This window comes from Planococcus salinarum (genome assembly GCF_007004625.1).
Classification (GTDB): Bacteria; Bacillota; Bacilli; order Bacillales_A; family Planococcaceae; genus Planococcus; species Planococcus salinarum.
The window spans coordinates 1-26,807 of the sequence record NZ_VIFV01000023.1 but is presented as its reverse complement, the minus strand read 5'-3'; the positions used below and the strand labels follow the sequence as shown (position 1 = coordinate 26,807).

Genomic DNA, 26,807 nt, shown 5'->3' with positions numbered 1-26,807 from the left:
CTTATACTTCCGTGCGTTCGAATTGGGATAAAAAGCGGACGTCATTCGTGTAGAAATGACGGATGTCTTCGATTCCGTATTTCAGCATCGCAATGCGTTCCGGTCCCATGCCGAATGCGAATCCGGTCAGGCGCTTCGAATCGTAGCCGGCCATTTCCAAAACGTTCGGATGCACCATGCCCGCTCCAAGAATTTCAATCCAGCCCGTCTTTTTGCAGACGTTGCAGCCTTCTCCGCCGCATTTGAAGCAGGAAATGTCCATTTCAACGGATGGCTCCGTGAACGGGAAGAAACTTGGGCGCAGACGGATTTCGCGGTCATCGCCGAACATCTTCTTGGCAAATACCGACAGCGTCCCTTTCAGGTCGCTCATGCGGATATCTTCCCCAATGACCAAACCTTCGATCTGCGTGAACTGATGTGAATGCGTTGCATCATCATTATCGCGGCGGTAAACTTTGCCCGGGCAGATGATTTTGATCGGCTCTCCGCCTTTCGCTTCCATCGTGCGCGCCTGAACCGGTGACGTATGTGTACGCAACAAAATATCTTCAGATATATAGAAGGAATCCTGCATATCACGCGCCGGATGCCCTTTCGGCAAATTCAGCGCTTCGAAATTATAATAATCCTTTTCCACTTCCGGACCTTCTTCCACTTCATAGCCCATGGAGATGAACAGATCTTCGATTTCTTCCACTACCCGCGTCAACGGATGGGCGTTGCCTGTTTTCACCGGACGCCCCGGAAGCGTGATGTCGATTGTTTCACTCTGCAGTTTTTCATTGATTGCCTGTTCTTCCAGAATCACCATGCGTTCTTCAAGTTGCGCTGTCACTTCTTCTCTGACGACGTTGACGAGAGCCCCCATTTTCGGACGCTCTTCGGCCGGCAATTTGCCCATGCCTTTGAGTAAATCCGTTATCGGGCCTTTCTTGCCAAGATACGCAACACGGACAGCGGTCAATTCTTTGACGTTTGTTGCCGCCTTTATCTTTTCGAGTGCCTCTGTTTTCAATTCATTCAATTGTGCTTCCATTTTTTCTCCTCCTCTTAAACATAGAAAAGCCCCGTCCCAGAAAAGGGACGAGGCATTAATCGCGGTACCACCCTAGTTATTGCACATAGGCAATCACTCATTTACGTAACGGCTCTTCACCGGCCCACCTTTACAGCAAGAAGCTGGTCCCGGCGGCAGCTCGCGGGGTGAACTTCCGGAACGTCTGCATATCCGCGCTTTCAGTCAAGGCGCAAATTTCCTGTTGATGCAAATGGATTCCGTACTTTTCCCGGTCAACGCTTTTGTTTTTATTTACCTGTTAATTATACGAAAGTTTCACTGCATTATCAACTTTAGTTCTTGGAAACGAGGCTGTACAATAAAATCCCGGTAGCTACTGCGACATTCAAGGATTCCGCGCTGCCGTATAGAGGCACCATCAAATTCTTTTCCGTCAAGACCAAAAGCTCCGGCGAAACGCCGCTTCCTTCATTGCCGACGATCAACGCGAATTTTTCCTGCGTTTCGGCTTCGTGTACCGGGATGGCTTCCTCCAGCGCAGTGCCGAACACCGGAATGGCTGCATCGTGCATTTTCTGAACCCACTCAGTAAGCTCTCCCTTGACTACCGGGATTTGAAAATGTGAGCCCTGGGCCGAACGGACCGTTTTCGGATTGAAAGGATCGGCGCAGCCTTTGCCGAGAACAACCGCGTCGATGCTGGCAGCTGAAGCCGTCCGGATCATCGTGCCGATATTGCCCGGATCCTGTACAGCGTCGATCAACAGGAGACGCGTCCAGGCTTGCTGATCCTGTACAGTGAATTCCGGCTGTGCACAATGCGCAAAAATGCCCTGCGAATGCTCTGTCTCCGAAATTTCCTTCGCCACCGCGGCTGTCACTGAATAAAGCGGTACATCTTCAATGTCCCAGCCCTGCGGAATATCAACGCCTTCACGGACGATCAACGATTTGACCAGTTCTTTCTTTTTCAGGGACTCTTCCGTCAAATGGAAACCTTCAACGAGAAACTCCGAAAATTTATCGCGTTCCTTGCGGGTAGTGCCGAGCTTTTTCCAATGTTTCACCAAAGAGTTTTGGAGGGATTCAATCCGTTTCATAATTTTTCACGCCTTTAAGTCAGAATAGCTCCAGTATAGCATACCTGAGCTGCCTCTTTAGACTTTGCCGGTGAAGAAATCAAATCCGAGCGCTGTCAGTATCCCGAAAGCCATTGTCCAAACCGCGATGCTGATTGTCAGCCAGACCGTCGTGTTCTTTTTCGTCGCGCCGAGCGTCATGCCGATGAATGCCGCAATATGCGTGCCGATCAGAATCGGCCCCAGCATCGCCACCCCGGGCAAACCATACTTATTCCAGATTCTTTTCGCGCGTACGCTTCTCTTATTCTGTGTCTTGCCTTTTGCTTCCTGGCGTTTGTCGTACCAATCCTTGAATCGGTCGAAGCCGATGATCAGCGCGAGCACCGTCAACATATTGCCGACGAACGCAAGCACCATTACCCAAAACGGCGACAGCCCCCAGACAATGCCGAGCGGAATGACCAGAGCGATTTCGAACCATGGAATCGCGGCACCGAGGAATATCAGAACGTATTCGTAAATCATTCTTCTTCCTCCTTAAAATGCTTGCGGATTTCTGCGTAATAAATCCAATATTGAGCGAATGCCAAGCCGAGAATGGAGTAGATAATCAGCAGGCGCGGAAGCGGCAATATAATGACAATCGTCGCAAGAGCCGGCAATGCCCAGGAATAGAAAGTGTAAACTTTCTGCACAGCCCTTCTGGTAATATGGGTCATTCCTTCATCAGCCTCCAGATACTCCGGTGGCCGTATGGCTAACAGCGAAATTTTCTGGTGTGGGTTTTTCTGATTGTATTGTTTGATCTTCACACTGAAAATGGTTAAAAGGATCAGATACAGTAAAATAGAGCCGAAAATAAGAAAGCTCTCAAAAGCTTCCAATTGAATCGCTAGACTTGCTTCAGTCTCGTTATTGATGGTTTCAGTCGTCGATAAATTGATCCCTAAAGCAAAAACGCCCAAAAGAACGATAAATGCCATCATCCACAAGGGATAGTTTAGCCTGATGTCATTTTTCATATTTCTTATCTCCCTCCAGCCAAAATAATTCGTTTACATCAACTAGCAGCGCCTTTGCCAATTTCAGCGCGAGCGTGATCGACGGTGAGAACTCCCCTTTTTCAATAAAAGCAATCGTCTGCCGCGTCACGTCGACTTGCTTGCCCAAATCGCTCTGCGTCAGGTTATGCCGAGCTCGCATTTCTTTCACCCGATTCTTCAGCATCCCATTCATCCTTCCTTCCAAATGTTCGGTCCATATAACATAATGTACAGTATACTTAACATTAAGTAAAGTATTATTAACTTTTTTGGAGCGCTGAAAGCGGTCCAGGCATTCAAAAAGGCATGCGCTGTGTTTGCGCATGCCTTTTGGGTTGGGTTTTAAGGGAATACATCACTTTCTGTATGTGAAACTGCTTGAATTCTACATTTCGAGTGCTTCTACCAGGTTCAGGGAGCTGAATGGATGCTTTTCGCAGGCGAAAAGCGACAAGAGCGGCTCGAATTATATTCTATGATCACTTTTTGAGGTTCTATGATCACGCAACGAGTTCTATGATCACTTTTCGGATTCTATGATCAATCACCCCCGAAAACAACAAAAACCCCGGCCAATTCGGCCGGGGTCACAATGTTTTATTCGAATGTAATTTTTGCTACTGTGTCTTTGTCCAACTTTTTGATGACTTCGATGATCAGTTTCACTGCATTTTCGTAGTCATCGCGGTGCAGAATGCCTGCATGTGAGTGGATGTAGCGCGTGGCCACACCAATCGACAGGGCTGGAACACCATTCGCAGTCAAGTGGATCGAGCCGGCGTCAGTGCCGCCGCCTGCAATCGTTTCGAACTGGTAAGGGATTCCTGATTCTTCCGCTGTATCGACAACAAGTTCACGCAAGCCGCGGTGGGATACCATAGAAGCGTCAAAAAGAAGGATCTGCGGTCCGTCGCCCATTTTGCTGTTGGATTCCTGAGCTGTAACTCCTGGCGTATCGCCGGCAATGCCTACATCCACTGCAAATCCGATATCCGGCTGGATTTTCGCTGTCGCTGTTTTCGCGCCGCGAAGCCCCACTTCTTCCTGGACAGTTCCCACGCCATAAACGACGTTCGGGTGGTCCTGGCCTTTCAGACCTTTCAACACATCGATTGCAATGGCGCATCCGATGCGGTTATCCCAGGCTTTTGCCATCAGGAATTTTTCATTGGTCATGACGTTGAATTCGAAATAAGGCGTGACCATGTCTCCTGGTGTAATGCCCCATTCCTTCACTTCGTCGCGTGAAGATGCACCGATGTCAATGAACATGTCTTTGATTTCAACAGGTTTTTTGCGTGCTTCAGGTGACAGGATATGCGGCGGCTTCGAACCGATTACTCCGATAATTTCCTTGCCGCTGCGGGTTGTGATGGTAACACGCTGTGCCAGCATTACCTGGTTCCACCATCCGCCGACTGTCTGGAATTTCAGGAATCCTTTTTCGTCAACCTGGGAAATCATGAATCCTACTTCATCGAGGTGGCCGGCAACCATGATTTTCGGTCCGCCGTCTTTCCCTACTTTTTTCGCGATCAGGCTTCCCAGCCCGTCCGTTTCAATTGAATCGGCAAAAGGCGCTATGTACTTCTTCATGACTTCGCGCGTTTGGCGTTCATTGCCCGGGATACCGTTAGCATCCGTTAAATCTTTCAACATTTGAAGCGTTTCGTCTAATTTCACCATTTATTTCGACCTCCTAAATAGTCTCACTCCATCATTATAAATGAACAAGCGCATATTTTCAAAAAATTCATCTATTGAATCAGTATCCTTCTTTTTGCCGATCGTAATTTTTCTGGTTTTTAGCGACATACGCCTCCATGACGTCCTCGTATGTGAACCCCAGTAATTCGGCAATCGAACCATAACAGCTCCAGACCGTCTGATACGTCGACATTGAATGCTTATCCATAAATTCGAGTATGCTCCTATTCGTCTTCAGAAATAAGGCAGTCAAATCCTGTTCCGGATAAGGATCCGGCCATTCTTTCAGCATATTCAAATCCTGTTCAATGCCCACGGACAATAAAAAGTGGATGGAATCCACGTATTCTTCGAGAATCACTTCGCGCTCAGAAGGCCCTTTGGAACTCCAAAATTTAAAGGCACGGGTTTCATTGGCCAATTCGGCAAGCTCCACGATGAGAGCAAGGCCTTTCTTTTCAAAAAGGTCTCCGTTCGCTTCGTTATTCGTTTGAATATAGCTGTCTAACTCTTCCTGCATAGTGAATAATTTTTCTAAATTCATCCCAATCCTCCTCTATTTTCAATAAATCATGAAACCATAATTCTGTATGTCCGTATTATACATGACAACCACTTTCCAAAGGGGGTATTTCGCATGGCCATCATTATCCGCTTACTGGTTATTGCCTTGATTATTTATTTAGTTTATCGGTTGGTGCGCTATGTCTTCGATCCGAAACGCAAATTCGATGCGGCTGTGGCAAGCAGATCCTATTATTTTTATGACGACGTCAACAATGTCCGCAAGAACTTCTTCATTACATTACATGGAGCAGTTTTTGAAGGAGAAAAATACTTGGGTACCACGGACAAGCCGTTCGAAGTGGTTTCAATTTTTGTTTGGACGGAACATCCGGAAAGCCTGCAGGACTTCAGCAAAGAGGATTTCCGTTTCCTTGAAAAGGAAATTCACTTGAAATACCCGAACGCCGATATCCATTGGAAAAATCCGATTGAACTATTGATGGAAAACGGAACCGACGGTTAATCGAATCCGAATTCAGTGTATACCCAAACCAGCACTGCTGCCTGCAGAATGGCCAGCATCAGGAAACCGAGCCGGAAGTTCGTGTGCTTGGTTTTGTGCCGGAACATCATCATGCCGATATACGCGCCGATGCCGCCGCCGAACAAAGCGACTCTCCACAGGTTCTTCTCGGGAATACGCTGGCCTCTTTTCTGTGCCTGGCGTTTATCGATTTTCATCATTGCCAGAGCCATGACTGATAAAATTGCAAAATAAGCTGAAATCACCAAAAACATTGTTTTTCCCCCGTAAAAAAAGACTGGCGAAGGCTCGCCAGTCTTTTTTGCATTCATTTTATTTGTTCAAAGCTTTTTTAGCCTGGTCTGCAAGTGCTGTGAATGCAACTGCATCAGTTACAGCGATTTCAGCAAGCATTTTGCGGTTGATGTCGATACCGGCAACTTTAAGACCGTTCATTAGACGGCTGTAAGAGATGTCGTTCAAACGAGCTGCTGCGTTGATACGAGTGATCCACAATCTGCGGAAATCACGTTTTTTGTTGCGACGGTCACGGTAAGCATAGTTACCTGACTTCATCACCTGTTGGTTTGCTACTTTGTAAAGGATGTGCTTTGCACCATAATAACCTTTTGCTAATTTAATGACCTTTTTACGACGCTGACGCGTCACTGTTCCACCTTTTACGCGTGGCATATCACATTACCTCCTGCTGAATATAAAAAATTCGATTTTTTGTTCAGTTATTGTCCAGACTCCGACGGCCAACTCCTCGGACTTAAGCTGTCTTTCCTGTGCGGCAAAGAGCGCTGCTTCGGAAGTTCATCTTTAGTCTTATGGAGCTGAACGGCCGTTTCCGCTTTTCGTTATTACTTCATGTTGTAGATTAGTGATTTGATGCGCTTCAAGTCGCTAGAAGATACAAGTTTCCCTTTGCGAAGTTTACGCTTTTGCTTAGTCGATTTGTTTGCAAATAAATGGCTTGTGTGTGAACGATTGCGTCTTACTTTACCTGTTCCAGTTTTCTTGAAACGTTTTGACGCACCGCTATGGCTTTTCATTTTCGGCATTTCGAGTTCCTCCTAAACAATGATCTCTTATTCTTTTTCGTTGATCGGTGCAAGCATCAAGAACATGCTGCGGCCGTCCATTTTAGGGCGCTGTTCAACGGTTGCAACATCTTTGCACGCTTCTGCGAAGCGTTCAAGGACACGTTGTCCGATTTCTTTGTGCGTAATCGCACGGCCTTTAAAACGGATTGAAGCTTTCACTTTGTCGCCTTTTTCAAGGAACTTGATTGCGTTCCGAAGCTTCGTGTTGAAGTCGTGATCGTCGATTCCGGGGCTCAAACGAACCTCTTTCACTACGATGACTTTTTGATTCTTGCGAATCTCACGTTCCTTCTTCTGCTGCTCAAACTTGAACTTACCATGGTCCATGATGCGGGCAACCGGCGGCTTAGCTTGAGGAGCCACAAGAACCAGATCCAAGTTGACACGACCTGCAATTTCTAGGGCTTCGGTGCGCGTTTTAATGCCGAGTTGTTCACCATTCTGATCAATAACCCGTAATTCCCGTGCACGAATTCCTTCGTTTACATTACTGTCTTTGCTAATAATAATCCACCTCCGGATAGTGTTGCGAATAGCTTAAAATGCGTAACCGACCATGTCGGCATACAGGTTCCGATCCAAAAAAAAAGCGGATGGGCCTCGTTCGGCCCACCCGCAATTTATGACAACACGCCTCAGCGTGAAAAAGTCAAATCGTGTCTACCTGCCAACAAATGGTCGATCAGGTGAGAAGCGGGTGCTCCTGCTTGCACATATAAGTATTCTATAACCTTATTCATAATACCACGCACATAAGTGCATGTCAACCAACATATCGATATAACTTGAAGTAATAAATCAACATAACCGATATTCCGTAAAACAGCTTCGCTTGCCTGGGGGCTTGCGCTGAGCTTGGCCCCCTGGGCGTCTTCGCTGTTTTACTCCATATCTCTTGAAATCACTCTCAGTGCCGAACGTTGCATATGATATTTCTCTAGTTCAAACTTATCGAAGTTCTCCTTGGATCATCGACAGGAAGTCTTCAAACGGCATGCTTTCGGATTTCTGTTCGCCGTATTTGCGGACGTTCACTGAACCGTCCTCCAGTTCCTTATCACCCAGCACGAGCATATAAGGAACTTTCTGCATTTGGGCTTCGCGGATCTTATAACCGAGCTTTTCATCGCGTTCATCGATGTCGACACGCAATTTATGCGCCTGCAGTTTTTCCTGTACTTCTTTCGCATATTCACTGTGGATATCCAATGAAACCGGGATGACCTCAACCTGGACCGGTGCCAGCCAAGTCGGGAAGGCACCTTTATATTCTTCGATCAGGAAGGCTACAAAACGTTCCATTGTAGAAACCACCCCGCGGTGGATGACAACCGGACGATGCTGCTTGCCGTCTTCTCCAATGTAGGAAAGGTCGAAACGTTCAGGCAACAGGAAATCGAGCTGAACTGTTGAAAGCGTTTCTTCTTTGCCCAGAGCAGTTTTCACCTGGACGTCAAGTTTCGGTCCGTAGAATGCCGCTTCTCCATCAGCTTCCACATAATCCAAGCCCATTTCATCCATGGCTTCCTTCAGCATGGATTGCGCGCGCTCCCACATTGCATCGTCATCGAAATACTTCTCTTTGTCTTCCGGGTCGCGGTATGAAACGCGGAATGAATAATCTTTGATGTCGAAATCTTTGTAAACTTCCACCACCAAATTGACGACTCGTTTGAATTCATCCTTGATCTGATCCGGACGAACGAATAGATGCGCATCATTCAATGTCATGCCGCGGACACGCTGCAGACCGGATAATGCTCCGGACATTTCATAGCGGTGCATTGTGCCAAGTTCCGCGATGCGGACCGGCATCTGGCGGTAGGAATGGATGCCATGCTTGAAAATCATCATATGGTGCGGGCAGTTCATCGGACGAAGAACTAGGTCTTCATTGTCCATGCTCATTACCGGGAACATGTCGTCCTGGTAATGATCCCAGTGGCCGCTTGTCTTATAAAGATCGACACTGCCGAGAACCGGAGTGTAGACGTGATCATAGCCAAGACGCTCTTCTTTATCAACAATATAACGCTCGATGATGCGGCGGATTGTCGCGCCTTTCGGCAGCCACATCGGCAAGCCCTGTCCAACTTTTTGGGAGTTCATGAACAGGTCGAGTTCCTTGCCGATTTTGCGGTGGTCGCGCTCTTTCGCTTCTTCCAGCATTTGCAGATGCGCTTTCAGGTCCTCTTTCTTGAAAAACGCAGTACCGTAGATGCGCTGCAGCATTTTGTTGTCACTGTTGCCTCTCCAGTAAGCGCCTGCTACGCTGAGCAATTTGAATTCCTTCAGCTTGCCTGTTGCCGGGACATGGATGCCGCGGCACAGGTCGAAAAAGTCGCCCTGTTCGTAAATGGATACCTGGTCATCTTCCGGGATCGCTTCGAGCAATTCCAGTTTATACGGGTCTTCAATCGCAGCGAAACGTTTTTGCGCTTCTGCACGCGTCACATTTTCGCATACGATTTCAAGGTTTTCCCCGATGATTTTCTTCATTTCCTTTTCGATTTTCGGAAGGTCTTCTGAAGTGATGGCCGACGCTGTATCTATATCGTAATAAAAACCGTTTTCAATTACCGGACCAACGCCAAGCTTGGCATCCGGATACAGACGTTTGACTGCCTGTGCCAGTAAATGCGCAGTGCTATGGCGCAAAATTTCCAAAGCTTCATCCGAATCCGCAGTGATTATCGCGATCTCGCCGTCTTCTTTCAGCGGTGCTTTAAGGTCGACAAGGCGATCGCCAAGTTTTCCGGCAAGCGCTTTTTTGCGCAAACCCGGGCTGATGGACCCTGCCACATCTTCAGTAGTAGTTCCCCGTTCGAATTCCTTTACCGCTCCGTCCGGGAATTTTAAATTGATCATGTCTGACATAGCAATCTCTCCTTTTGTTTTCTTATGGAAATGCTTGTTCACAGGGACTGAACTGGCGCTCTTTATTTAGATCCAGCTGCAAGAGCCTGCTTCTCGGGACATAAGCCACTTCGGCTGTGCGGCTGAAAACATGCCGCTTCGCCAAATCGTCTTATGCCTGTCGAAGCAGAACGGCTCTTTCCGCTTTTCAACGCAAAAAAGCCCCATCCCAAAGGGACGAAGCTTAAGTTCGTGGTTCCACCCTTCTTCTGTTCCAATCAATAAATCGAAAGGAACGAAGCTCTGCATCGGCTAACGGGCCGGTTGCCGGCAGCTGCTACTAAATACGTTCACAACTGCTGCTCGGAGGCGGTAAATGGATGGCCGTTTCTTAAGAAGCTTTCAGCCTGGGCTTCTCTCTCTGGAAGTCGTGCAATCCGTTATTGTCCTCGTCGTTGCATTTAAAATCATATTTCGATTAGATATACTATAAACCGAAAGCATCCAAAATGCAATCACTGTAAATAAAATGCATTTAAAATGATCTCGACCACTGTTTAATTCCGGCGATTGCGGCCGTCCAATTTAACAGGACTGGTCAGTGCCCGGATACGTTCCATGACACGTGCCGCTTTCAGGTCTTCCTTTTCACCGCGCTGCGAGTAAGTGAGGTGATGCTGAAGTTCAGAATAGCTGAAATTCGACGTCATGAAAGTCGGAAGCTTTTCGGCCATGCGGTAATGAAGAATGGTGCCCAGTACTTCGTCGCGTGTCCAGCTCGACATAGCTTCCGCCCCTATATCATCCAGCATCAGAACATCCGCCTTTTTGACGTAGTCGACTTTTTCCTGCAGCGTCTGGTCGCCGATGGCCTGTTTCATTTCGCGCATGAATTCGGGTACGAAGACCAAAACAGATTTGACGTTCATCTCTGCCAGCTCATTTGCCACAGCACTGAGGAGATAGGATTTGCCCACACCAAATTTGCCGTAGAAGAACAATCCTTTTTCCGGAAGGTTGTCCGGACCGGTCGCCTGATCCAGGAAAGTGCCGACTGCACGGAATGCTTCCATCCGGCTGTCGTCTGCTTCAAATTCTGAAAGCGTTGCCTGCATGACTTCTTTCGGCATATACATGCTATGGATCAGGGAGCTTGCGCGGCGCTTATTGTCATAGTCATTTTTTGACTTGCAGGCCGTATAGGCGATGCCGATTGTATTGCGCTCCAACACCAGTTTCGGTTCAAAGCCTTTCAGATGATTGATGCAGCCTTCCAGGCTCGGGCATTTATTGCAGTCATGTGACTGATCGATGTATTCGTATAATTTATGCATGCCGCGATCGACGATGCTTTTATCAATTTCAGATGCATGTTCCTCAAGAAAATTCTGGACGCCGGGGTGTTCCAGCACTTCCTTGCGCATATCGTTGTAGCGCTCTGAAAAAGCCGGTGCGTTGACCACCCGTTTTAAGGTTTCCCGTATCGGTTCCATTTAATCACCCTTCCCTTTTCTCAAAGCCAGTTTCGCCAGAAGTTTTTGCTTCTCAACTTCAAGGCTTTCGTTTTTTGGAGAATTTGCTGCCTGCGGTTCATCTTTCGTGTAGAACCATTCGGGCAATTTTTCCTCACGGACCGGTTTCCCGCCTGAGCGCGCCGAAGATTTTGAGGAGGCCGTCGGCGATCCTTCCGATTTCCATTTCACGTACTGGGCATGTTCCGTACGCGCCAACTCCATCGCTTCAGCGGCAGTCGAAACACTTTTCCGGATCCAATGGGAAGCAATTTTTTCTACATAACTTTTCGTCAGTTTCATATCCGTGCGAAGCAAAACATACTGAAGCAGAACGTTTACCACAGCGGGCTCCATTCCGTGATGCACCACCAGGTTATTGGCCAGCTGAACATCGGCGGAAAGGGGTTCCTTGCCTCCGGCAATATCGCGGAGAACTTCAATGGGGGATGCCGATTCCAGATAAAGGATCAATTCGTCCTGTCTCGTCTTCGGATCATCTTTCGGTTCAGGCGGCTTCGTATGTACCGGTTCCAATTTCGGCGCAGTTGTGGACACTGTCATCTTGTAATACTCGGATGCTGATTTTTTAATTCCTTCTATAGTAAGACGATAATCATCATCAATGGCAAGCAGAATCACTTTTTGCATTTCCAGCGGTCCCCAGCCATAAAGAAACGCGAGTTTGCTGATGGTATCCCGGATGGGCACAGTGAGCACGCGTTTTGGCACAAGCTGCTCGGAAAGTCCCTGATGCAACAGGCTGAAGTCGAAATCGTATTCTGCTTCATAGCCTTTCCGGCTGCGCTGCTGCATTTTTTGTGAATCACTCGGGTAGCCTGCCTTTGCATGTACCGGTTTGAAAATATCAGTGAATGTTCGTGACACTTCTTCAAAGTGATCCATGTCCTCTGTGGGTATGACAAAGCGGTCGCGCACCCGGCGGTATGCAATGTCGCCAATTTTACTGAACAGGAACATCGATAACAGCGGGTCGGTGAAAAAGTCTTTCGGATCGAGCGGTGGACATAACTCATACAGGAACGTGCGGGAATCAGTTCCCTTCCTGTATGTCTTCATCAGCCCGATTGCTTCAAGCTGAATCCGCGATTCAAAAACCTTCGAAATCGGCAGACCCAGTGTATTCATCAGCGTATAATGCGTCGCTTCGGCCTGCATTGCTTCACCTTCCGCCCAAAGTGTCAGGTACAGCGATACAGCCTCGGAGCCCACCATCGGTTGATAAAGAAGCGTCAGCAATTGACGGTCATAATCGGAAAATGGATAAGGCAGCCGGATCTTGAAAGCATCAGCCGGCTGCAACTCCTTATAAAATGCAGTCATATGTCACCGCCTTACTCGGATATCTTGTCATCCGGATTCTTGTTCAATAAATCCTTCAGTTCCTCTATAAATACATTGATGTCTTTGAATTGGCGGTAGACAGATGCGAAACGGACATAAGCCACTTCATCGATTGCCGCCAGCCTGTCCATGACCATTTCCCCGACTTGTTCGGATTTCACTTCGGCATTGCCGATTCGCCGCAGGTCTTTTTCAATAGTAAAAACGAGTTCTTCAAGCGTTTCCAATGGAACCGGACGTTTTTCACAGGCACGGATCAAACCGCGCAGCGCTTTTTCGCGGCTGAACTCTTCACGGGAACCATCTTTTTTCACGACAATCAGCGGCATCTCTTCCACTTTCTCGAAAGTGGTGAAGCGATAGCCGCATTCCTCGCATTCCCTTCTTCTTCTGATCGATTTCAATTCATCTACTGGCCGCGAATCCACTACGCGGGTTCCATTATGCTGACAAGCCGGACATTTCATTTTGACATCTCCCCAAACTCTCTATCTGTTGCTATAAGTATAACAAAATTCCGGTGTTTAATATATTTCATTTTTTAATCTGTTAACGGAACAGAAGAAACATCTTATATATATGACGCTTCGTCGCTTTGGACTAAGCTCCCGCAATAAGCCGAGAAGAGCACTCGTCTTATTGCTTCGCTAAGTCCGGCGGCGCTCCTTCGCTGGGATCTACTTCTAGAAATAAGAAAGCACTTAAGAATTCTTTGTGATTAGGGAATACTGAACCACACTCGGGCATAGGCCCGAGTTAGCTTTGCCTTTAGTCGAAGCATCGATGCAAATTATATCTTTACTCTGCATTGCCTTCCGCTATTACATTAAAATGGATTCTCTAAAGATATGGAGCAAAACAGCGAAGACGCCCAGGGGGCCAAGCGAAGTGCTGAGATCCACTCTGGCGAAGTGAAACGAGACCGAGTTAGCTCAGCGCGAGCCCCCAGGCAAGCGAAGCTGTTTTGCGGAATATTGGTGGTTGATCAATTCTCTTTGATTTTCTTCAATACAAATAGAAAAAGCAGAGGAAAGGATCCCCTGCTTTACTGTTATGGTTTAATGGATTATGCAGTTACTGTAACTTTGGTTTTTCCAGCACCGACCGGGCCCATTCCACGTTGCAACTCTTTAACTTCACTCGATTGTGAGTCAAGAGCCTTAGCGATGTAATCCGCTGCAATAGTCGGATCCATATCGCCGCATGTGTAAACATCTACACTCGCATAGCCGTGTTCTGGAAAGCTGTGGATTGTCAAATGTGATTCAGAAATGATTACTACGCCGCTTACGCCCTGTGGCGCAAATTTGTGGAAAGCGACCTCGCGGACTTCTGCCCCTGATTTGAGTGCTGCATCAACAAAAGTTTGTTCGATAAAATCCATATCGTTTAATTTGTCAAAATCACACTGCCAAAGTTCTGCAATTACGTGACGTCCCATTGTTTCCATGGTTCGTTTCCCCCTTTGATATCATTTTGGTTTCTTGCTCAAAATATTCAAAGTTGACTACCACGGGGGAAAGTTAGTCCAAAGAGGTCCTAACCCTTTAAGCAGTCATGTGAATAAAAATTTTTCGTCCAGATCCCTCATTGAGCTTTGGGATTGTCCGGAAGAAAGCAGCCCTTTTTTAGCTACGAATCATAGTATATGATGTATCCCGTGGAAATGCAACAAATTAATCTAATATAAATATCTTTTTTTCGTGGTTTTATCTTACAAATAAAAACCACTTTTCCATATTAATAGAAAAAGTGGTTTTTGTCATCAAATTACACTCATCGCAGAAGCGACACGTTTTGTCAGGTCGATCACGCGTGCTGAATAGCCCCATTCGTTGTCATACCATGCGAGGACTTTCACTTTGCGTTTCCCCAGAACCATCGTGGACAGGCCATCGATGATTGCGGAATCGGTTGTCGTATTGAAATCTATGGACACCAAAGGCTCCATCGTGAAACTCAGGATGCCTTTCATCGGTCCATCGGCTGCTTGCTTGAAGGCTTCGTTGATTTCTTCAACAGTTACATCTGTATTCAGATCGACCACTAGATCGACGAGTGAGACGTTCGGTGTCGGAACCCGCAGAGCCATTCCGTGCATCTTGCCTTCGAGATCCGGCAATACTTGTGACAGCGCTTTCGCGGCGCCTGTCGATGTTGGGATAATCGATTGGGCACATGAACGTGCACGGCGCAGATCCTTGTGCGGGTTATCCAGGTTTTTCTGGTCGTTCGTGTAAGCATGTACAGTTGTCATCAACCCATTGTCGATGCCAAACGAATCGTTGAGGACTTTGGCTACCGGGGCAAGACAGTTCGTCGTACAGCTGGCATTTGAAATGACATCGTGCTTATCAATGTCCAATTTTTCTTCATTGACGCCCATTACAATCATGATATCTTCATTTTTGCCCGGCGCAGTCAAAATGACTTTTTTCGCTCCTGCTTCAAGATGGAGGGCTGCTTTATCACGCGAATTGAATTTCCCGGTTGCTTCAATGACAATGTCAACGCCCATTTCTTTCCATGGAAGTTTCAAAGGGTCACGTTCGCTTACCAATTGGACCCGTTTTCCATTTACAATTAAAGCTCCTTCTTCAGCGCTTACATCGCCGGCAAAGGTTCCATGATTTGTGTCATACTTTATCAAATGAGCCAAAGTCTCAGCAGGATAGCTTGCATTTATTGCTGAAATCGTTACATCATCCATAAGGATTGCCTGTCTGAACACCATGCGGCCAATACGGCCAAATCCATTAATTGCAATAGAAACTGTCATTTAAAAGTCCTCCATTAATTAAGTTATACTTATATTTTGAATCCGTTATATAGTATAACACATTATCCTGTTTTCAGAACCTCAAAAAGGGATGAATATTTCAACTTTTTGTTTTTTATCGCCACTGTTTCAGAATTTGGGCCAATTGGAAGGCAGTCTCATCAATAGTGCCGTTATTGTAAATGACGGCATCCGCTCCTTCTTCTTTAACGGACATCGGCAACTGGGAACTGATCCGGGCCCTGGCTTCACTTTCACTTAACCCATTCCGTTCCATCAGGCGCGCAAGCTGATTTTCTTCCGTTACACTTACGACCAGGATTTTATCAACAAAATGCTGCAATTTGCTTTCGAACAGCAGCGGGATATCCATTATGATCGTCTCAAAACCTTGCGCAATATATGCATTCCGCTGCCGGAGCATTTCTTCACGGATTGCCGGATGGATAATATCGTTCAACTGCTTTCTTGCAAGAGGATCGGAAAAGATCAATGTTCCAACCTTTTCCCGGTCCATCGTGCCATCAGGCCGAATTACTTCAGGTCCGAATAACGCTTCGATTTTTTTCAGCGTTTCAGTTCCGGGCTGCACCACTTGCCGGGCAACCAAATCCGCGTCAATGATTGGAAACCCCATTTCCTCCAACATTTTCGAAACAGTACTTTTTCCGCTTGCTATACTTCCCGTCAATCCAATGATCATCTTCAGCCCTCATTTTTGGCATGTCGGGCAGTAGACCGATGTGCGTCCCCCGATTTTCAGGGTTTTCGTCGCACTGCCGCAGGACATGCATTGTTTTTTTCCATACATTGCGAAGCGGTTTTGCATGCCGCCCGATTCTCCGTTGATGTTCCGGTAATCGGAAATGGTGCTGCCGCCTGCTTCAATGCTTTCCAGTAAGATTTCGACCACTTCGCCAAAAAGTTCTGTCCTGCGCTTTCTGCTGATCCGTTGCGCAGCCCGTTTCGGATGGATTTTCATCCGAAAAAGAGCTTCCGTGGCATAGATATTGCCCGCTCCGGATATCACCTGACCGTCCATGATCACTTCTTTGATGGGTTTATTGCGGTATTTCGGGCTTTCGGACATGTCCAGAAAATGCTGCAGAGCCCCTTCAGCAAAGGGTTCAGGCGCCATAAGCAGCAGCGGTGGGTAATCGCTTTCATCGGCCAGCACCCGCATTTCGCCAAAACGGCGGATATCCGAATAAGCAAGCACATTGCCGTCACTCAATGTCAGGACGATGTGAACATGCCGGCGGAATTTTTCTTCCGGAATCGCCAGCAGGCTGCCGACGTAAAACCACGCCCCCGACATTCCGAGGTGGTTGACAAGAAGATATTCTTCTTCTTTCCTTAATGTGAAATAGATATATTTGCTGCGCCGTTCAACGCTGACAATTTGAGCCCCTTTTACTTTCTCAATAAAACTGTCCGCTTCGATCTTTTTCAGGATTGCTTCCTTCCCACCGGTTTTTGAAAGCCGGATGGTATCGGAAACAAAGACATCGGCTATCTTTTTGCCGATGGCGACTGGCCTGATTTGCCGGACCACGCCTTCCACTTCCGGAAGCTCAGGCATAATTATCGGCCTCCATTCATTTTGTGTCGTACCAGGTATCACCCGATGCGATATCGACTTTCAACGGAACATTCAATTCCACGGCCGCTTCCATCACTTTCGGGACCAATTCCATTAACTTTTCCAGTTCATCTTTTGGTGCTTCGAAAATCAGTTCATCATGGACCTGCAGAAGCATATTTGCTTTTAAGCCTTCCCGTTCAAGCGCTTCATCCATTTGGATCATTGCTTTTTTGATGATATCAGCGGCACTCCCCTGAATCGGCGTGTTCATCGCGGTGCGTTCTGCAAAACTGCGCAGATTGAAGTTCGAACTTGTTATATCAGGAAGATACCGGCGGCGGTTCATCAAGGTTGTGACAAATCCGTCTTTTTTCGCAGATGATACGATGTCAGTCATATATCTCTGCACACCCGGAAAGCTGGCCAGATAGCGCTCGATAAAATCGGCCGCTTCTTTCCGGGGAATATTGAGGTTTTGTGACAGGCCGTAATCACTGATGCCGTAGACAATCCCGAAATTAACCGCTTTTGCCGCACTGCGCATCTTACCGGTCACTTCTTCGAGCGGGACGTGGAATACGTCCGCCGCAGTCGCCGTATGGATATCGCGATCATCCTTGAAAGCCTGGACCAGGCGTTCATCACCGGACATATGCGCAAGTACCCGCAATTCGATTTGGGAATAATCGGCGGCGACCATTACCCAATCCGGGTGGGAAGGAACAAATGCCTTTCTGATTTTGCGTCCTTCTTCCAAACGCACCGGAATATTCTGCAGGTTCGGATTGGTGGAGCTTAAACGGCCGGTCGTCGTCAGCGCCTGCTGGAAACGGGTATGGATTTTGCCGTCTTCATGAATTTCTTTTAATAATCCTTCTATATAAGTGGAAAGGAGTTTGCCAAGCTGGCGGTACAACAGAATGTGTGAAATGATTTCATGCTGCCCTTCCAATTTTTCAAGTACATCGGCTGCTGTTGAATAGCCGGTCTTGGTTTTTTTCAATGGCGGCAATCCCAGCTTTTCAAATAGGATGACCCCTAATTGCTTCGGCGAGTTGATATTGAATTCCTGTCCGGCCAGGCCATGGATTTCTGTCTCGATTTTCTCCAGTTTTTTAGCCAATTCCACGCCCATATCGGACAGCTGTTCGCGGTCGACTTTAACGCCCAACGATTCCATTTGACCAAGCACTGTGGCCAGTGGAAGCTCCAATTTATCGTAAAGGTCGAATTGGTGGTTTTCCTCCAGCTTCCGGAGTATGACCGTTCGGACTTTCCAGATGGCCCGTGCTTTCCTGGCGATATGTTCGTTCAGGATGGTCTCTTCCGGCACTTTTTTCTTAGCGCCTTTGCCATAAACCTGTTCATTTGTCGAAACGTCCGTGTAGCCGTATTCCAAAACAATATTGGCCATATCGGTATAGGTCAGCGACGGATTCACGATATAGGCACCGAGCATCAAATCGAAATCCACACCATCCAATTCGATTCCGTTGCGCAAAAATGCAGCAGTGGACGCTTTGGAATCCGACATATACTTTCTCTTCGCTGGATCCGCCAGCCATGCTTTAAATGTTTCCGACTCCTTGGCGGCAGCCATCGGGATAACATAGGTATTATCCTCATCCGACAGAGCAACGCCGAGTAATTCGCATGTGTGGTAATGTTCGTCGTACATTTCCAGATGCACGGCCATTTCATCCTTCAGGATGGAAGTATCAACTGCGGTGACAACAGTGAAATTCAATTCTTCTTTGACCGTTTCCTCAGCCGTATAATCCATTTTTTCCAGTAATGATTTGAAAGCCAGTTCATTCCAGATCCGGATCAATTCGTCCTGATCCGGTCCTGCGTAGCTCAACTCTTCGATTTTCACTTCCACCGGAGCCTGGCGCTCAATCGTGGCCAGTTTTTTGCTGATGTACGCAAGGTCTTCATTGGCGACCAGCTTTTCTTTCATCTTGCCTTTTTGCTGATCGATCGCTTCGTAAACACCTTCCACTGAACCGTGTGCTGCAAGCAGCTTGAGTGCTGTCTTTTCGCCAACACCCGGAACTCCCGGTATATTATCGGAAGAATCGCCCATAAGTCCTTTCATGTCGATAATCTGTAACGGGGCCAACCCGTATTTTTCTTTTATATGCTCTACCGTATATTTTTCGATATCCGTAATCCCTTTGCGGGTGATGTATACCGTTGTGGAAGGAGAAGCCAATTGGGTCAAATCCTTGTCCCCGGAAATGACGATGACTTCGTCGCCCTCCTGCTCCGCCTCCAGGCTCAACGTTCCGATGATGTCATCCGCCTCGTAGTTCGGGAGTTCGTATTGCTTGATGCGATATGCATCGATCAATTTGCGTAAGTATGGGAACTGCTCAGATAATTCCGGTGGTGTTTTCTGCCGTCCACCTTTGTATTCAGTGAACATTTGGTTCCGGAAAGTCGTCTTCCCCGCATCAAATGCCACCATCATATGTGTCGGTTTTTCCTCTTCAAGAACCCGTTGGAGCATCATCGTAAATCCGTATACGGCATTCGTGTGGATGCCGTTCTCATTTGTCAGCAATGGCAACGCGAAAAATGCGCGATACGCCAAACTATTGCCATCCAGTAAAAGTATTTTCTTAGCCACAAAATTACCCCTTTCAATAAAAAAGCCCTCATTCCCTTTATTTTACCACGCTGGCAAAAAGAAGAGAAATGACGGCTGGATATCTTACAAGATTTATGATGTGACGAAAATTCCGCAGAACGGCTGTGAGGACCTTAGCCGATGCTTGTGTTGCGACAAGCTTGCGACGAACCTGAGTTTTGCACTTGTCCAAAGCGGCGCACTCAAGCTGATTCATAAGTGCAACTTAAACAGTTTTAAATAAAAAGAAGAAAAAGGACCTCGTGGAAGGTCCTTTTTCTTCTTTTTGAGTTGAAAGGGGGTTCCATTTAAAGATACCACCCGTATGTGAAGCCAGTATGAAAGAATTGTAAAGCTTTGTTTGTTTACAAAACGTCAGTCAGCAAGCGGCAGGAAAATGGTGAATGTGCTGCCCTTCCCTGGTGTGCTGACAACCTCAATTTCTCCCTGATGCGCTTCAACCAGGTGCTTTACGATTGACAAGCCAAGTCCCGTTCCTCCGGAATTCCGGCTCCTCGCTTTGTCGACACGATAGAACCGCTCGAAAAGTCGGCTGATTTCGGTGGGCGCGACGCCAATCCCCTGGTCTTCGACTTGGACTACCGCCTGATTCCTGTCTTGATACAACCGGACTTCTATTGTTTTTTCTGGGGCTGAATAGTTTATCGCGTTTGCCAGCAAATTCATCAGAATCTGAACGAGCCGATTGGCATCCCCTGCAACAGTCAGTGGTTCCAAAGATGTCTTCAGCAGCATTTTCTTACCTTCCAGTGAGGGCTGTACCATTTCAATTGCATACTCGATTACGGCCTTCATATCTGTCGGCTGCGCATCCACCCGGAAACCGCGTTGTTCGACTCTTGACAATTCAAGGAGCTCTTCGATCAGCGTTTCAAGCCGGTTGGTTTCGGTTTGGATAATTTCAAGAAAAGATAATAATGTGTCTTCATCTTTATAAGCGCCATCAATCAAAGTTTCTGAAAACCCCTTTATCGAGGTAACCGGGGTTCGAAGTTCATGGGAAACGTTTGCCACGAAATCCTTCCGGATCTGTTCAAGACGTTTCAGTTCAGTGATATCATGCAGAACAATGACTATACCAAGCCATTGTTCATGGCTCCCGAGGACAGGTGCGCCATAAACTTCAAGAGCACGGGTATGGATGCCCGCCTGGTATTCAATTTGCTCCCGCGCCGGTGTTTCAGTCATGAAAACTTTTTCGATAAAATCGGCAAGTGAAGGTGGAATCGGCAGTACCCCATAAAACTTGCCGCTCAAGTCTTCGCTGCTCAATTTAAATTCATTCTGGAAAAATTTATTGAACAAAGAAATTTTCCCTTGCCTGTCAACCATGATCAATCCACTGCCCATGGTTTCAACCAGCGTCATCAGCCGTTCCTGCTCCATTTCACGGACAGCTGTAATTTCCTGAAGATTTCGTGCCAATACATTGATGGTCGAACTCAGTTGGCCCGAACCATTCTCTGCGTCTTCATAAGCCCTCGCACGAAAATTCCCTTTTACCAGCTCCATAGCCGTTTCTGTAATATTTTCGATTGGAGCGATATGGATTTTGAGAATCCGATACCCAATCGCGACTGAAATTACAAAAGCCAGCAGGAATAGAAGGCCGAGCAACAACCAGAATTCAGGAGTATTGCCGAGTTCCTGATACAAAGGGAAAAATTGTACGATTATGATATAGAGACTGGCAAGAAGAGTGCCAAGCCATAGTACGAGAGTGGCCAAAAGCCGTCGCCGAAATGGCTTCATACCGGCTTCGGCTCTTCAAATTTATAGCCCAGCCCGCGAATGGTTTTGATAAAGACAGGCTTTCTGCTGTTTTCCTCAATTTTGTCCCGCAGGTGGCTGATGTGGACATCGACAATTCGTGTATCCCCCGCAAAGTCATATTTCCATACCGCACTCAATAATTGATCCCGTGTCAGGACACGGTTTTTATTCTCCATCAAATATACGAGAAGTTCGAATTCTTTTGGTGTGAATTCCAATTGCTCATCGTTCAGGAAAGCTTCATAGCGCTCTGGATAGACTTTCAGTTTGCCTAATTTCATTTCGGAAGATGATGAGTCCTCCCGAGTCACCTTCAGACCTTCCGATCTGCGGAGAACGGCTTTAATGCGCGCCACCACTTCACGGGGGCTGAAAGGCTTCGTCATATAATCATCCGCACCAAGTTCCAGTCCGAGGACTTTATCGAATTCTTCGTCTTTGGCGGTCAGCATGATGATAGGGATGCCCACTTTCTGAAGCCGCAGTTCCTTGCAGATTTCCACTCCATCCATCGACGGAAGCATGAGATCCAGCACGATGAGGGAAGGCATTTCACTTAATGCCATTTCAAACCCCTCTTTCCCATCGCTTGCAATAAGTGTTTCATACCCTGCCTGTTTCAAGTTATAGGACAGCAAAGTTGCGATGGATTGTTCGTCTTCGATAATCAATATCTTCTTCTGCATTTAACAGCCTCCACATTCAGTTTGAAACCCCCATTCCAAACCAATCAGAAATTATCCATTGACTGTGTGGTGAGCTGGTTCAGCACTTGGGGAGGATTCGCCACAAGTTCACCTTCAACAACCAGCTCTCCATTTTCATCAGTTGCTTCCACGCGGACCGTTACTTCGTTGGCTGCAACATTGACTTCCGTTACTTCCAGCAGGAAATCGATCGTTGCGTAATGGTATACAGGCTTGCTGAATTTCAGGTGTTGTTCCTTAATATATGATCCCGGACCCGGCAGATATTTTGACACTGCCGAAGTGACGATGCCTGTCAGCATAGCCGTTGGAACAACCGGCTTTTCGAATTTTGTCTGTGATGCGAAATCGTGCTGAATATAAAGTGGATTCCCGTCATTCGTCAGACCCAGATAAAGAAGCAGGTCTTTGTCTTCGATCTTTTCTGTAAGTTTCAGTTTTTCGCCAGCCGCCATATCCTCGATTTTTCGGCCTAACTTCCGTTTCTTTCCCAGTAACATTAAAATCCCCCCTGTTGTCTTGATACTTCAATCATATCAATTAAGTAATGAAAAGCAAATGCTGTGCGGTATAGGATTAAACGATAAAAGCGGTATATTTTATTCATCCAAAAAACGGACAGGGGATTCCTGTCCGTCTTCTTGCCTTACGCTAATACTTTCATCACTGCTTTTACTGATTCGGCTGATTTATTCAATAATGCTTTTTCTTCTTCATTCAACTCAATCTCGATTATCTTTTCTATTCCTCCGGCTCCAAGAATGGTTGGAACACCCATATAAATTCCTTCCATGCCGTACTCCCCTTCCAGATAGGCAATCGATGGCATAATGCGGCGCTGGTCTTTGATGAGGGCTTCTGCCATCTCAACGAGCGAAGCGGCAGGAGCATAATAGGCTGAACCATTGCCAAGGAGATTTACAATCTCGGCACCGCCTTTGCGGGTTCTTTCGACAATTTCCTCAAGCCTTCCTTTAGAGATCAGTGATTCAAGCGGTATGCCGCCGGCGTAGGAATACCGTACGAGCGGCACCATGTCGTCCCCGTGGCCACCCAAAACGAAGCCGCTGATGTCTTTCACGGAAACATCTAATTCCTGAGCGACAAACGTTCGGAAACGCGCAGAATCGAGCACACCCGATTGGCCGATAACCCGCTCTTTCGGAAATCCGGATTCTTTAAAAACCGTATAGGTCATCGCATCCACCGGATTCGTCAAAACGAGAATGGTGGAATTCGGTGAAAATTTGACAATTTCCGCTGTCACAGATTTCATGATCTTCTGGTTTGTCTGAACCAAATCGTCCCTGCTCATACCGGGTTTGCGTGCAATTCCGGCTGTGATGATCACGAGATCCGATTCTTTTGTGTCGGCATAATCCGCTGTGCCGGTGACACGTGCATCAAAACCGATTACCGGACCCGCTTCCGCCATATCGAGTGCTTTGCCTTTTGCCGGATCCTCCATTTGTGGAATATCGACCAGGACCACGTCACCCAGCTCTTTTTGTGCCAAAAGAAATGCAGCAGTAGCACCTGTAAAACCGGAACCGATCACAGAAATTTTCTTCCGTTTGAATGTCATTGGAACTCTCCTTTATATTCGGATTTTGTGGACTTTTTCATTCGAAATATTCCTTACCCAATTATAGTTTCCTCAACTCAACGATTTGAAACAATTGATCGCCGGTTTTGAACAAAAGAAAAAAGAGAGGGGCATCCCCTCTCTCCAAAAATTACAGGTTTTTGATTAATTCATCAGCAAACGCCGAAGTTTTTACTTCTTTAGCGCCGTCCATCAGACGAGCAAAGTCATAAGTTACAACTTTAGAAGCGATTGTTTTTTCCATTGAGTTTGTGATCAATTTAGCCGCTTCGCTCCAGCCAAGGTGTTCAAGCATCAATACACCCGAAAGGATGACAGAAGACGGGTTCACTTTATCAAGGCCAGCGTATTTAGGCGCTGTTCCGTGAGTAGCTTCGAAGATTGCATGCCCAGTATCGTAGTTGATGTTCGCTCCAGGAGCGATACCAATTCCGCCTACTTGTGCAGCCAAAGCATCTGAAATGTAATCGCCGTTCAAGTTCATTGTAGCAACTACGTCGAACTCGCTTGGACGCGTAAGAATCTGCTGAAGGAAAATATCAGCGATGGAATCTTTGACAAGGATTTTGCCTGAAGCAAGAGCGTCTTCCTGTGCTTTGTTTGCAGCCTCCGTACCTTGCTCATCTTTCACTTTGTCATACTCGTTCCAAGTGAAAACTTTATCGCCAAACTCCTGTTCAGCCACTTCGTAGCCCCAGTTCTTGAAAGCTCCTTCAGTGAACTTCATGATATTCCCTTTGTGTACAAGAGTTAACGACTCGCGGCCTTCAGCCAAAGCGTAATTGATCGCAGCGCGCACAAGGCGTTTTGTTCCTTCTTCAGAAATTGGCTTGATGCCGATACCTGATGATTCAGGGAAACGGATGTTTTTAACGCCCATTTCATCTGTAAGGAAAGAGATCAATTTCTTCACTTCGTCACTGCCGTTTGCATATTCGATACCAGCATAGATATCTTCAGTGTTTTCACGGAAAATGACCATATCCGTATCTTCCGGACGTTTAACCGGAGATGGTACGCCTTCGAAATAGCGAACCGGACGCAGGCAAGTATAAAGGTCAAGCTCCTGGCGAAGTGCCACGTTCAACGAACGGATACCGCCACCGATTGGCGTAGTAAGAGGTCCTTTGATAGCGATCAAGTATTCACGGATTACGTCAAGCGTTTCTTCAGGAAGCCATTCGCCTGTTTCATCGTATGCTTTTTGACCAGCAAGTACTTCTTTCCAAACGATTGATTTTTCACCGTTGTATGCTTTCGTTACCGCTTCTTCAAGAACGCGTGAAGCCGCATTCCAGATATCCGGTCCAGTACCGTCACCGATGATGTATGGAATTACTGCATTGTTGGGAACGTTCAATACACCGTTTTCTACTGAAATCTTTTCGCCGTTAGCCATTATAAAATTCCTCCTGAGTTCAAAGTCATAGGGCTGCACAAAGTGCCAGCCCTATCGATTTTTTATTGATGTTGCTTTTCTTATAATTATCTCTTTTCAACAGGAACATAACTCTGCATTCCTGGTCCGATATAATCTGCGCGTGGACGGATCAGACGGTTGTCCGAGTATTGCTCAAGGATATGAGCCAACCAGCCGGACGTACGTGATACCGCGAAAATCGGTGTGAACAGGTCGTGTTCGATGTTCAATGAATGGTAAACAGAAGCAGAATAGAAATCCACATTCGGTGGAAGGTCTTTCTGGCCTGTAACGATTTCATCAATCTTGATCGACATTTCATACCATTTTTCCTCGCCACGGATTTTCGTCAGTTTCTGGGACATGTCACGCAGGTGTTTTGCCCGCGGGTCACCTTTACGGTAAACACGGTGGCCAAAGCCCATGATCTTCTCTTTGTTGGCAAGTTTTTCATTGATCACTTTTTCAACATTATCGACTGAACCGATTTCTGTCAGCATTTTCATAACCTGTTCATTGGCTCCACCGTGCAATGGCCCTTTAAGAGCTCCGATTGCAGCAGTAACACCCGAATAGACATCAGAAAGAGTTGCGACAGCAACACGTGCAGTGAACGTTGAAGCGTTCAGCTCATGGTCAGCGTGAAGAACCAATGCTTTGTTGAATGCTTCTTCTTCGATGTCAGCAGGCACTTCGCCTGACAACATATAAAGGAAGTTAGCAGCAAAGCTGAGGTCTTTTTTCGGTGCAACCGGTTCCTGGCCATTGCGGACGCGGCCAAATGCAGTAACCAATGTTGCGATTTTTGCCTGGATGCGAATCGCTTTGCGATAGTTCGCTTCAGGATTCATCTCTTCAGCTTCTTCATCAAAAAGACCCAGCATTGATACTGCTGTACGAAGAGCAGCCATCGGGTGAACTTTTTTGATTTCGTAAGTTTTGAAATGATCCAAAACTGCTTGTGGAACCGCCATATTATCAGCCAATTGCTGTTTCAATTCTGCAAGTTCGTCAGCTTTCGGCAAACGTTGATGCCATAATAGATAAATCACTTCTTCAAAACTGGCGTTGTTAGCCAAATCATCGATATTGTAGCCAACATATGTAAGCGTGTCATCAATAATTGAACTGATGGCGGATTGTGTAGCTACTACACCTTCTAAACCTTTTGACGATGTCATAAAATTCGCTCCTTCTCCAGTATAATCCATCATTCCACAAAAAAAGGCAGAATGATGATTCATCTGCGTTTATGAAACTCTGATAAGTTCCTACCTTGTTCATTATAATCAATTAACAGGACTTTGTGAATGAAAACGCTTGTTTTTCTGTAATTCGGATAAAAAAATCAATAAAAATACTCGGGTTATCCAACTATAACCCGAGTATTTCAGATTGTAGAGAAACTATTAGCTTCTCCAATCATTACGCTTTAGGCGGATGCTTTCTTATGCGCAGTCAAGTATTTTTCTCATATTTTATCTCAAAAGTTGATAAAATAAGGCGATGGAACGGTTGCTTTCTGTTCCGGTGCGCGCTTTCCGCGGGCTCACGCCCAAG

At 46.6% G+C, this 26,807-nt stretch carries 27 protein-coding genes and 2 other annotated features; of the genes, 1 reads left to right on the top strand and 26 read right to left on the bottom strand.

Annotated elements, in window-relative coordinates; translation table 11 throughout:
• Window position 1: 1 nt before the first annotated feature.
• From pheS to DIJ65_RS12200, 7 genes are all read right to left on the bottom strand, one after another.
• Window positions 2-1,039: a phenylalanine--tRNA ligase subunit alpha gene (gene pheS, locus DIJ65_RS12230; RefSeq protein ID WP_117302647.1), complete on the bottom strand. Its 1,038-nt coding sequence runs from the start codon at window positions 1,037-1,039 to the stop codon at window positions 2-4.
• A gap of 40 nt (window positions 1,040-1,079) precedes the next feature.
• Window positions 1,080-1,306 (bottom strand) — a binding site (T-box leader).
• Window positions 1,307-1,353: 47 nt separating this feature from the next.
• Entirely contained in the window at window positions 1,354-2,121 is a 768-nt protein-coding gene (locus tag DIJ65_RS12225) for a TrmH family RNA methyltransferase (RefSeq protein WP_117302645.1), read from the bottom strand.
• 57 nt (window positions 2,122-2,178) lie between these two features.
• Complete coding sequence (locus DIJ65_RS12220; RefSeq protein WP_117302643.1) at window positions 2,179-2,628, bottom strand: small multi-drug export protein; 450 nt, start codon at window positions 2,626-2,628, stop codon at window positions 2,179-2,181.
• Complete coding sequence (locus tag DIJ65_RS12215) at window positions 2,625-3,125, bottom strand: hypothetical protein (RefSeq protein WP_117302641.1); 501 nt, start codon at window positions 3,123-3,125, stop codon at window positions 2,625-2,627. The genes DIJ65_RS12220 and DIJ65_RS12215 overlap by 4 nt, the downstream gene beginning before the upstream one ends.
• Complete coding sequence (locus DIJ65_RS12210) at window positions 3,115-3,330, bottom strand: helix-turn-helix transcriptional regulator (RefSeq protein WP_117302639.1); 216 nt, start codon at window positions 3,328-3,330, stop codon at window positions 3,115-3,117. The genes DIJ65_RS12215 and DIJ65_RS12210 overlap by 11 nt, the downstream gene beginning before the upstream one ends.
• 413 nt (window positions 3,331-3,743) lie before the next feature.
• The gene (locus DIJ65_RS12205; RefSeq protein ID WP_117302637.1) at window positions 3,744-4,832 is read right to left on the bottom strand and encodes a M42 family metallopeptidase; all 1,089 of its coding nucleotides are present in this window, start codon (window positions 4,830-4,832) and stop codon (window positions 3,744-3,746) included.
• A gap of 79 nt (window positions 4,833-4,911) precedes the next feature.
• Window positions 4,912-5,397, bottom strand: coding sequence for a dUTP diphosphatase (locus tag DIJ65_RS12200; RefSeq protein ID WP_117302635.1), 486 nt, complete (start codon window positions 5,395-5,397; stop codon window positions 4,912-4,914).
• Between the two features lie 93 nt (window positions 5,398-5,490).
• Between DIJ65_RS12200 and DIJ65_RS12195 the strand changes: the two genes are divergently transcribed.
• Window positions 5,491-5,883 carry a sigma-w pathway protein ysdB gene (locus DIJ65_RS12195; protein WP_117302633.1) on the top strand — a complete coding sequence of 131 codons (393 nt, stop codon included), beginning with the start codon at window positions 5,491-5,493 and terminating at the stop codon, window positions 5,881-5,883.
• On the opposite strand, the gene DIJ65_RS12190 is transcribed toward DIJ65_RS12195, so the two are convergent.
• The 19 genes from DIJ65_RS12190 to citZ all read right to left on the bottom strand — a co-directional run bounded on the left by DIJ65_RS12190 (window position 5,880) and on the right by citZ (window position 26,428).
• Entirely contained in the window at window positions 5,880-6,158 is a 279-nt protein-coding gene (locus DIJ65_RS12190) for a DUF1294 domain-containing protein (protein ID WP_117302631.1), read from the bottom strand. The genes DIJ65_RS12195 and DIJ65_RS12190 overlap by 4 nt on opposite strands.
• A 58-nt stretch (window positions 6,159-6,216) precedes the next feature.
• On the bottom strand, window positions 6,217-6,576 hold the full coding sequence (gene rplT / locus DIJ65_RS12185) for a 50S ribosomal protein L20 (RefSeq protein ID WP_117302629.1): 360 nt from the start codon (window positions 6,574-6,576) through the stop codon (window positions 6,217-6,219).
• A gap of 173 nt (window positions 6,577-6,749) precedes the next feature.
• Window positions 6,750-6,950, bottom strand: coding sequence for a 50S ribosomal protein L35 (gene rpmI, locus DIJ65_RS12180; RefSeq protein WP_117302627.1), 201 nt, complete (start codon window positions 6,948-6,950; stop codon window positions 6,750-6,752).
• Between the two features lie 27 nt (window positions 6,951-6,977).
• Window positions 6,978-7,499, bottom strand: coding sequence for a translation initiation factor IF-3 (gene infC / locus DIJ65_RS12175; RefSeq protein WP_221930622.1), 522 nt, complete (start codon window positions 7,497-7,499; stop codon window positions 6,978-6,980).
• Between the two features lie 68 nt (window positions 7,500-7,567).
• Window positions 7,568-7,707 (bottom strand) — a sequence feature (ribosomal protein L20 leader region).
• Window positions 7,708-7,940: 233 nt separating this feature from the next.
• On the bottom strand, window positions 7,941-9,869 hold the full coding sequence (thrS, locus tag DIJ65_RS12170; RefSeq protein ID WP_117302622.1) for a threonine--tRNA ligase: 1,929 nt from the start codon (window positions 9,867-9,869) through the stop codon (window positions 7,941-7,943).
• A gap of 536 nt (window positions 9,870-10,405) precedes the next feature.
• On the bottom strand, window positions 10,406-11,341 hold the full coding sequence (dnaI, locus tag DIJ65_RS12165) for a primosomal protein DnaI (RefSeq protein ID WP_117302620.1): 936 nt from the start codon (window positions 11,339-11,341) through the stop codon (window positions 10,406-10,408).
• Window positions 11,342-12,703: a replication initiation and membrane attachment family protein gene (locus DIJ65_RS12160; protein ID WP_117302618.1), complete on the bottom strand. Its 1,362-nt coding sequence runs from the start codon at window positions 12,701-12,703 to the stop codon at window positions 11,342-11,344.
• An 11-nt stretch (window positions 12,704-12,714) separates the two neighbouring features.
• Window positions 12,715-13,191, bottom strand: a complete 477-nt coding sequence (gene nrdR, locus DIJ65_RS12155; protein ID WP_117302616.1) for a transcriptional regulator NrdR — start codon at window positions 13,189-13,191, stop codon at window positions 12,715-12,717.
• A 599-nt stretch (window positions 13,192-13,790) separates the two neighbouring features.
• Complete coding sequence (gene speD / locus DIJ65_RS12150) at window positions 13,791-14,174, bottom strand: adenosylmethionine decarboxylase (protein ID WP_117302614.1); 384 nt, start codon at window positions 14,172-14,174, stop codon at window positions 13,791-13,793.
• A gap of 315 nt (window positions 14,175-14,489) precedes the next feature.
• The gene (locus tag DIJ65_RS12145) at window positions 14,490-15,503 is read right to left on the bottom strand and encodes a glyceraldehyde-3-phosphate dehydrogenase (protein WP_117302613.1); all 1,014 of its coding nucleotides are present in this window, start codon (window positions 15,501-15,503) and stop codon (window positions 14,490-14,492) included.
• Window positions 15,504-15,618: 115 nt separating this feature from the next.
• A complete protein-coding gene (coaE, locus tag DIJ65_RS12140; RefSeq protein ID WP_117302611.1) occupies window positions 15,619-16,206 on the bottom strand; it encodes a dephospho-CoA kinase in 588 nt (195 codons plus the stop codon).
• Window positions 16,207-16,215: 9 nt separating this feature from the next.
• Window positions 16,216-17,085: a bifunctional DNA-formamidopyrimidine glycosylase/DNA-(apurinic or apyrimidinic site) lyase gene (mutM, locus tag DIJ65_RS12135; protein ID WP_117302609.1), complete on the bottom strand. Its 870-nt coding sequence runs from the start codon at window positions 17,083-17,085 to the stop codon at window positions 16,216-16,218.
• A gap of 16 nt (window positions 17,086-17,101) precedes the next feature.
• The gene (polA, locus tag DIJ65_RS12130) at window positions 17,102-19,720 is read right to left on the bottom strand and encodes a DNA polymerase I (protein ID WP_117302607.1); all 2,619 of its coding nucleotides are present in this window, start codon (window positions 19,718-19,720) and stop codon (window positions 17,102-17,104) included.
• A gap of 375 nt (window positions 19,721-20,095) precedes the next feature.
• Entirely contained in the window at window positions 20,096-21,493 is a 1,398-nt protein-coding gene (pnpS, locus tag DIJ65_RS12125; RefSeq protein ID WP_117302605.1) for a two-component system histidine kinase PnpS, read from the bottom strand.
• Window positions 21,490-22,200 (bottom strand): response regulator transcription factor, encoded by a 711-nt coding sequence (locus DIJ65_RS12120; RefSeq protein WP_117302603.1) that lies wholly within the window; start codon window positions 22,198-22,200, stop codon window positions 21,490-21,492. Before DIJ65_RS12120 ends, pnpS begins: the two co-directional genes overlap by 4 nt.
• A 44-nt stretch (window positions 22,201-22,244) precedes the next feature.
• Window positions 22,245-22,721 carry a MaoC/PaaZ C-terminal domain-containing protein gene (locus tag DIJ65_RS12115; RefSeq protein WP_117302601.1) on the bottom strand — a complete coding sequence of 159 codons (477 nt, stop codon included), beginning with the start codon at window positions 22,719-22,721 and terminating at the stop codon, window positions 22,245-22,247.
• 146 nt (window positions 22,722-22,867) lie between these two features.
• A complete protein-coding gene (gene mdh / locus DIJ65_RS12110) occupies window positions 22,868-23,806 on the bottom strand; it encodes a malate dehydrogenase (RefSeq protein WP_117302599.1) in 939 nt (312 codons plus the stop codon).
• Between the two features lie 151 nt (window positions 23,807-23,957).
• Window positions 23,958-25,226, bottom strand: coding sequence for an NADP-dependent isocitrate dehydrogenase (gene icd, locus DIJ65_RS12105; protein WP_117302597.1), 1,269 nt, complete (start codon window positions 25,224-25,226; stop codon window positions 23,958-23,960).
• Between the two features lie 86 nt (window positions 25,227-25,312).
• Window positions 25,313-26,428, bottom strand: a complete 1,116-nt coding sequence (gene citZ / locus DIJ65_RS12100) for a citrate synthase (RefSeq protein ID WP_117302595.1) — start codon at window positions 26,426-26,428, stop codon at window positions 25,313-25,315.
• Between the last annotated feature and the right edge of the window lie 379 nt (window positions 26,429-26,807).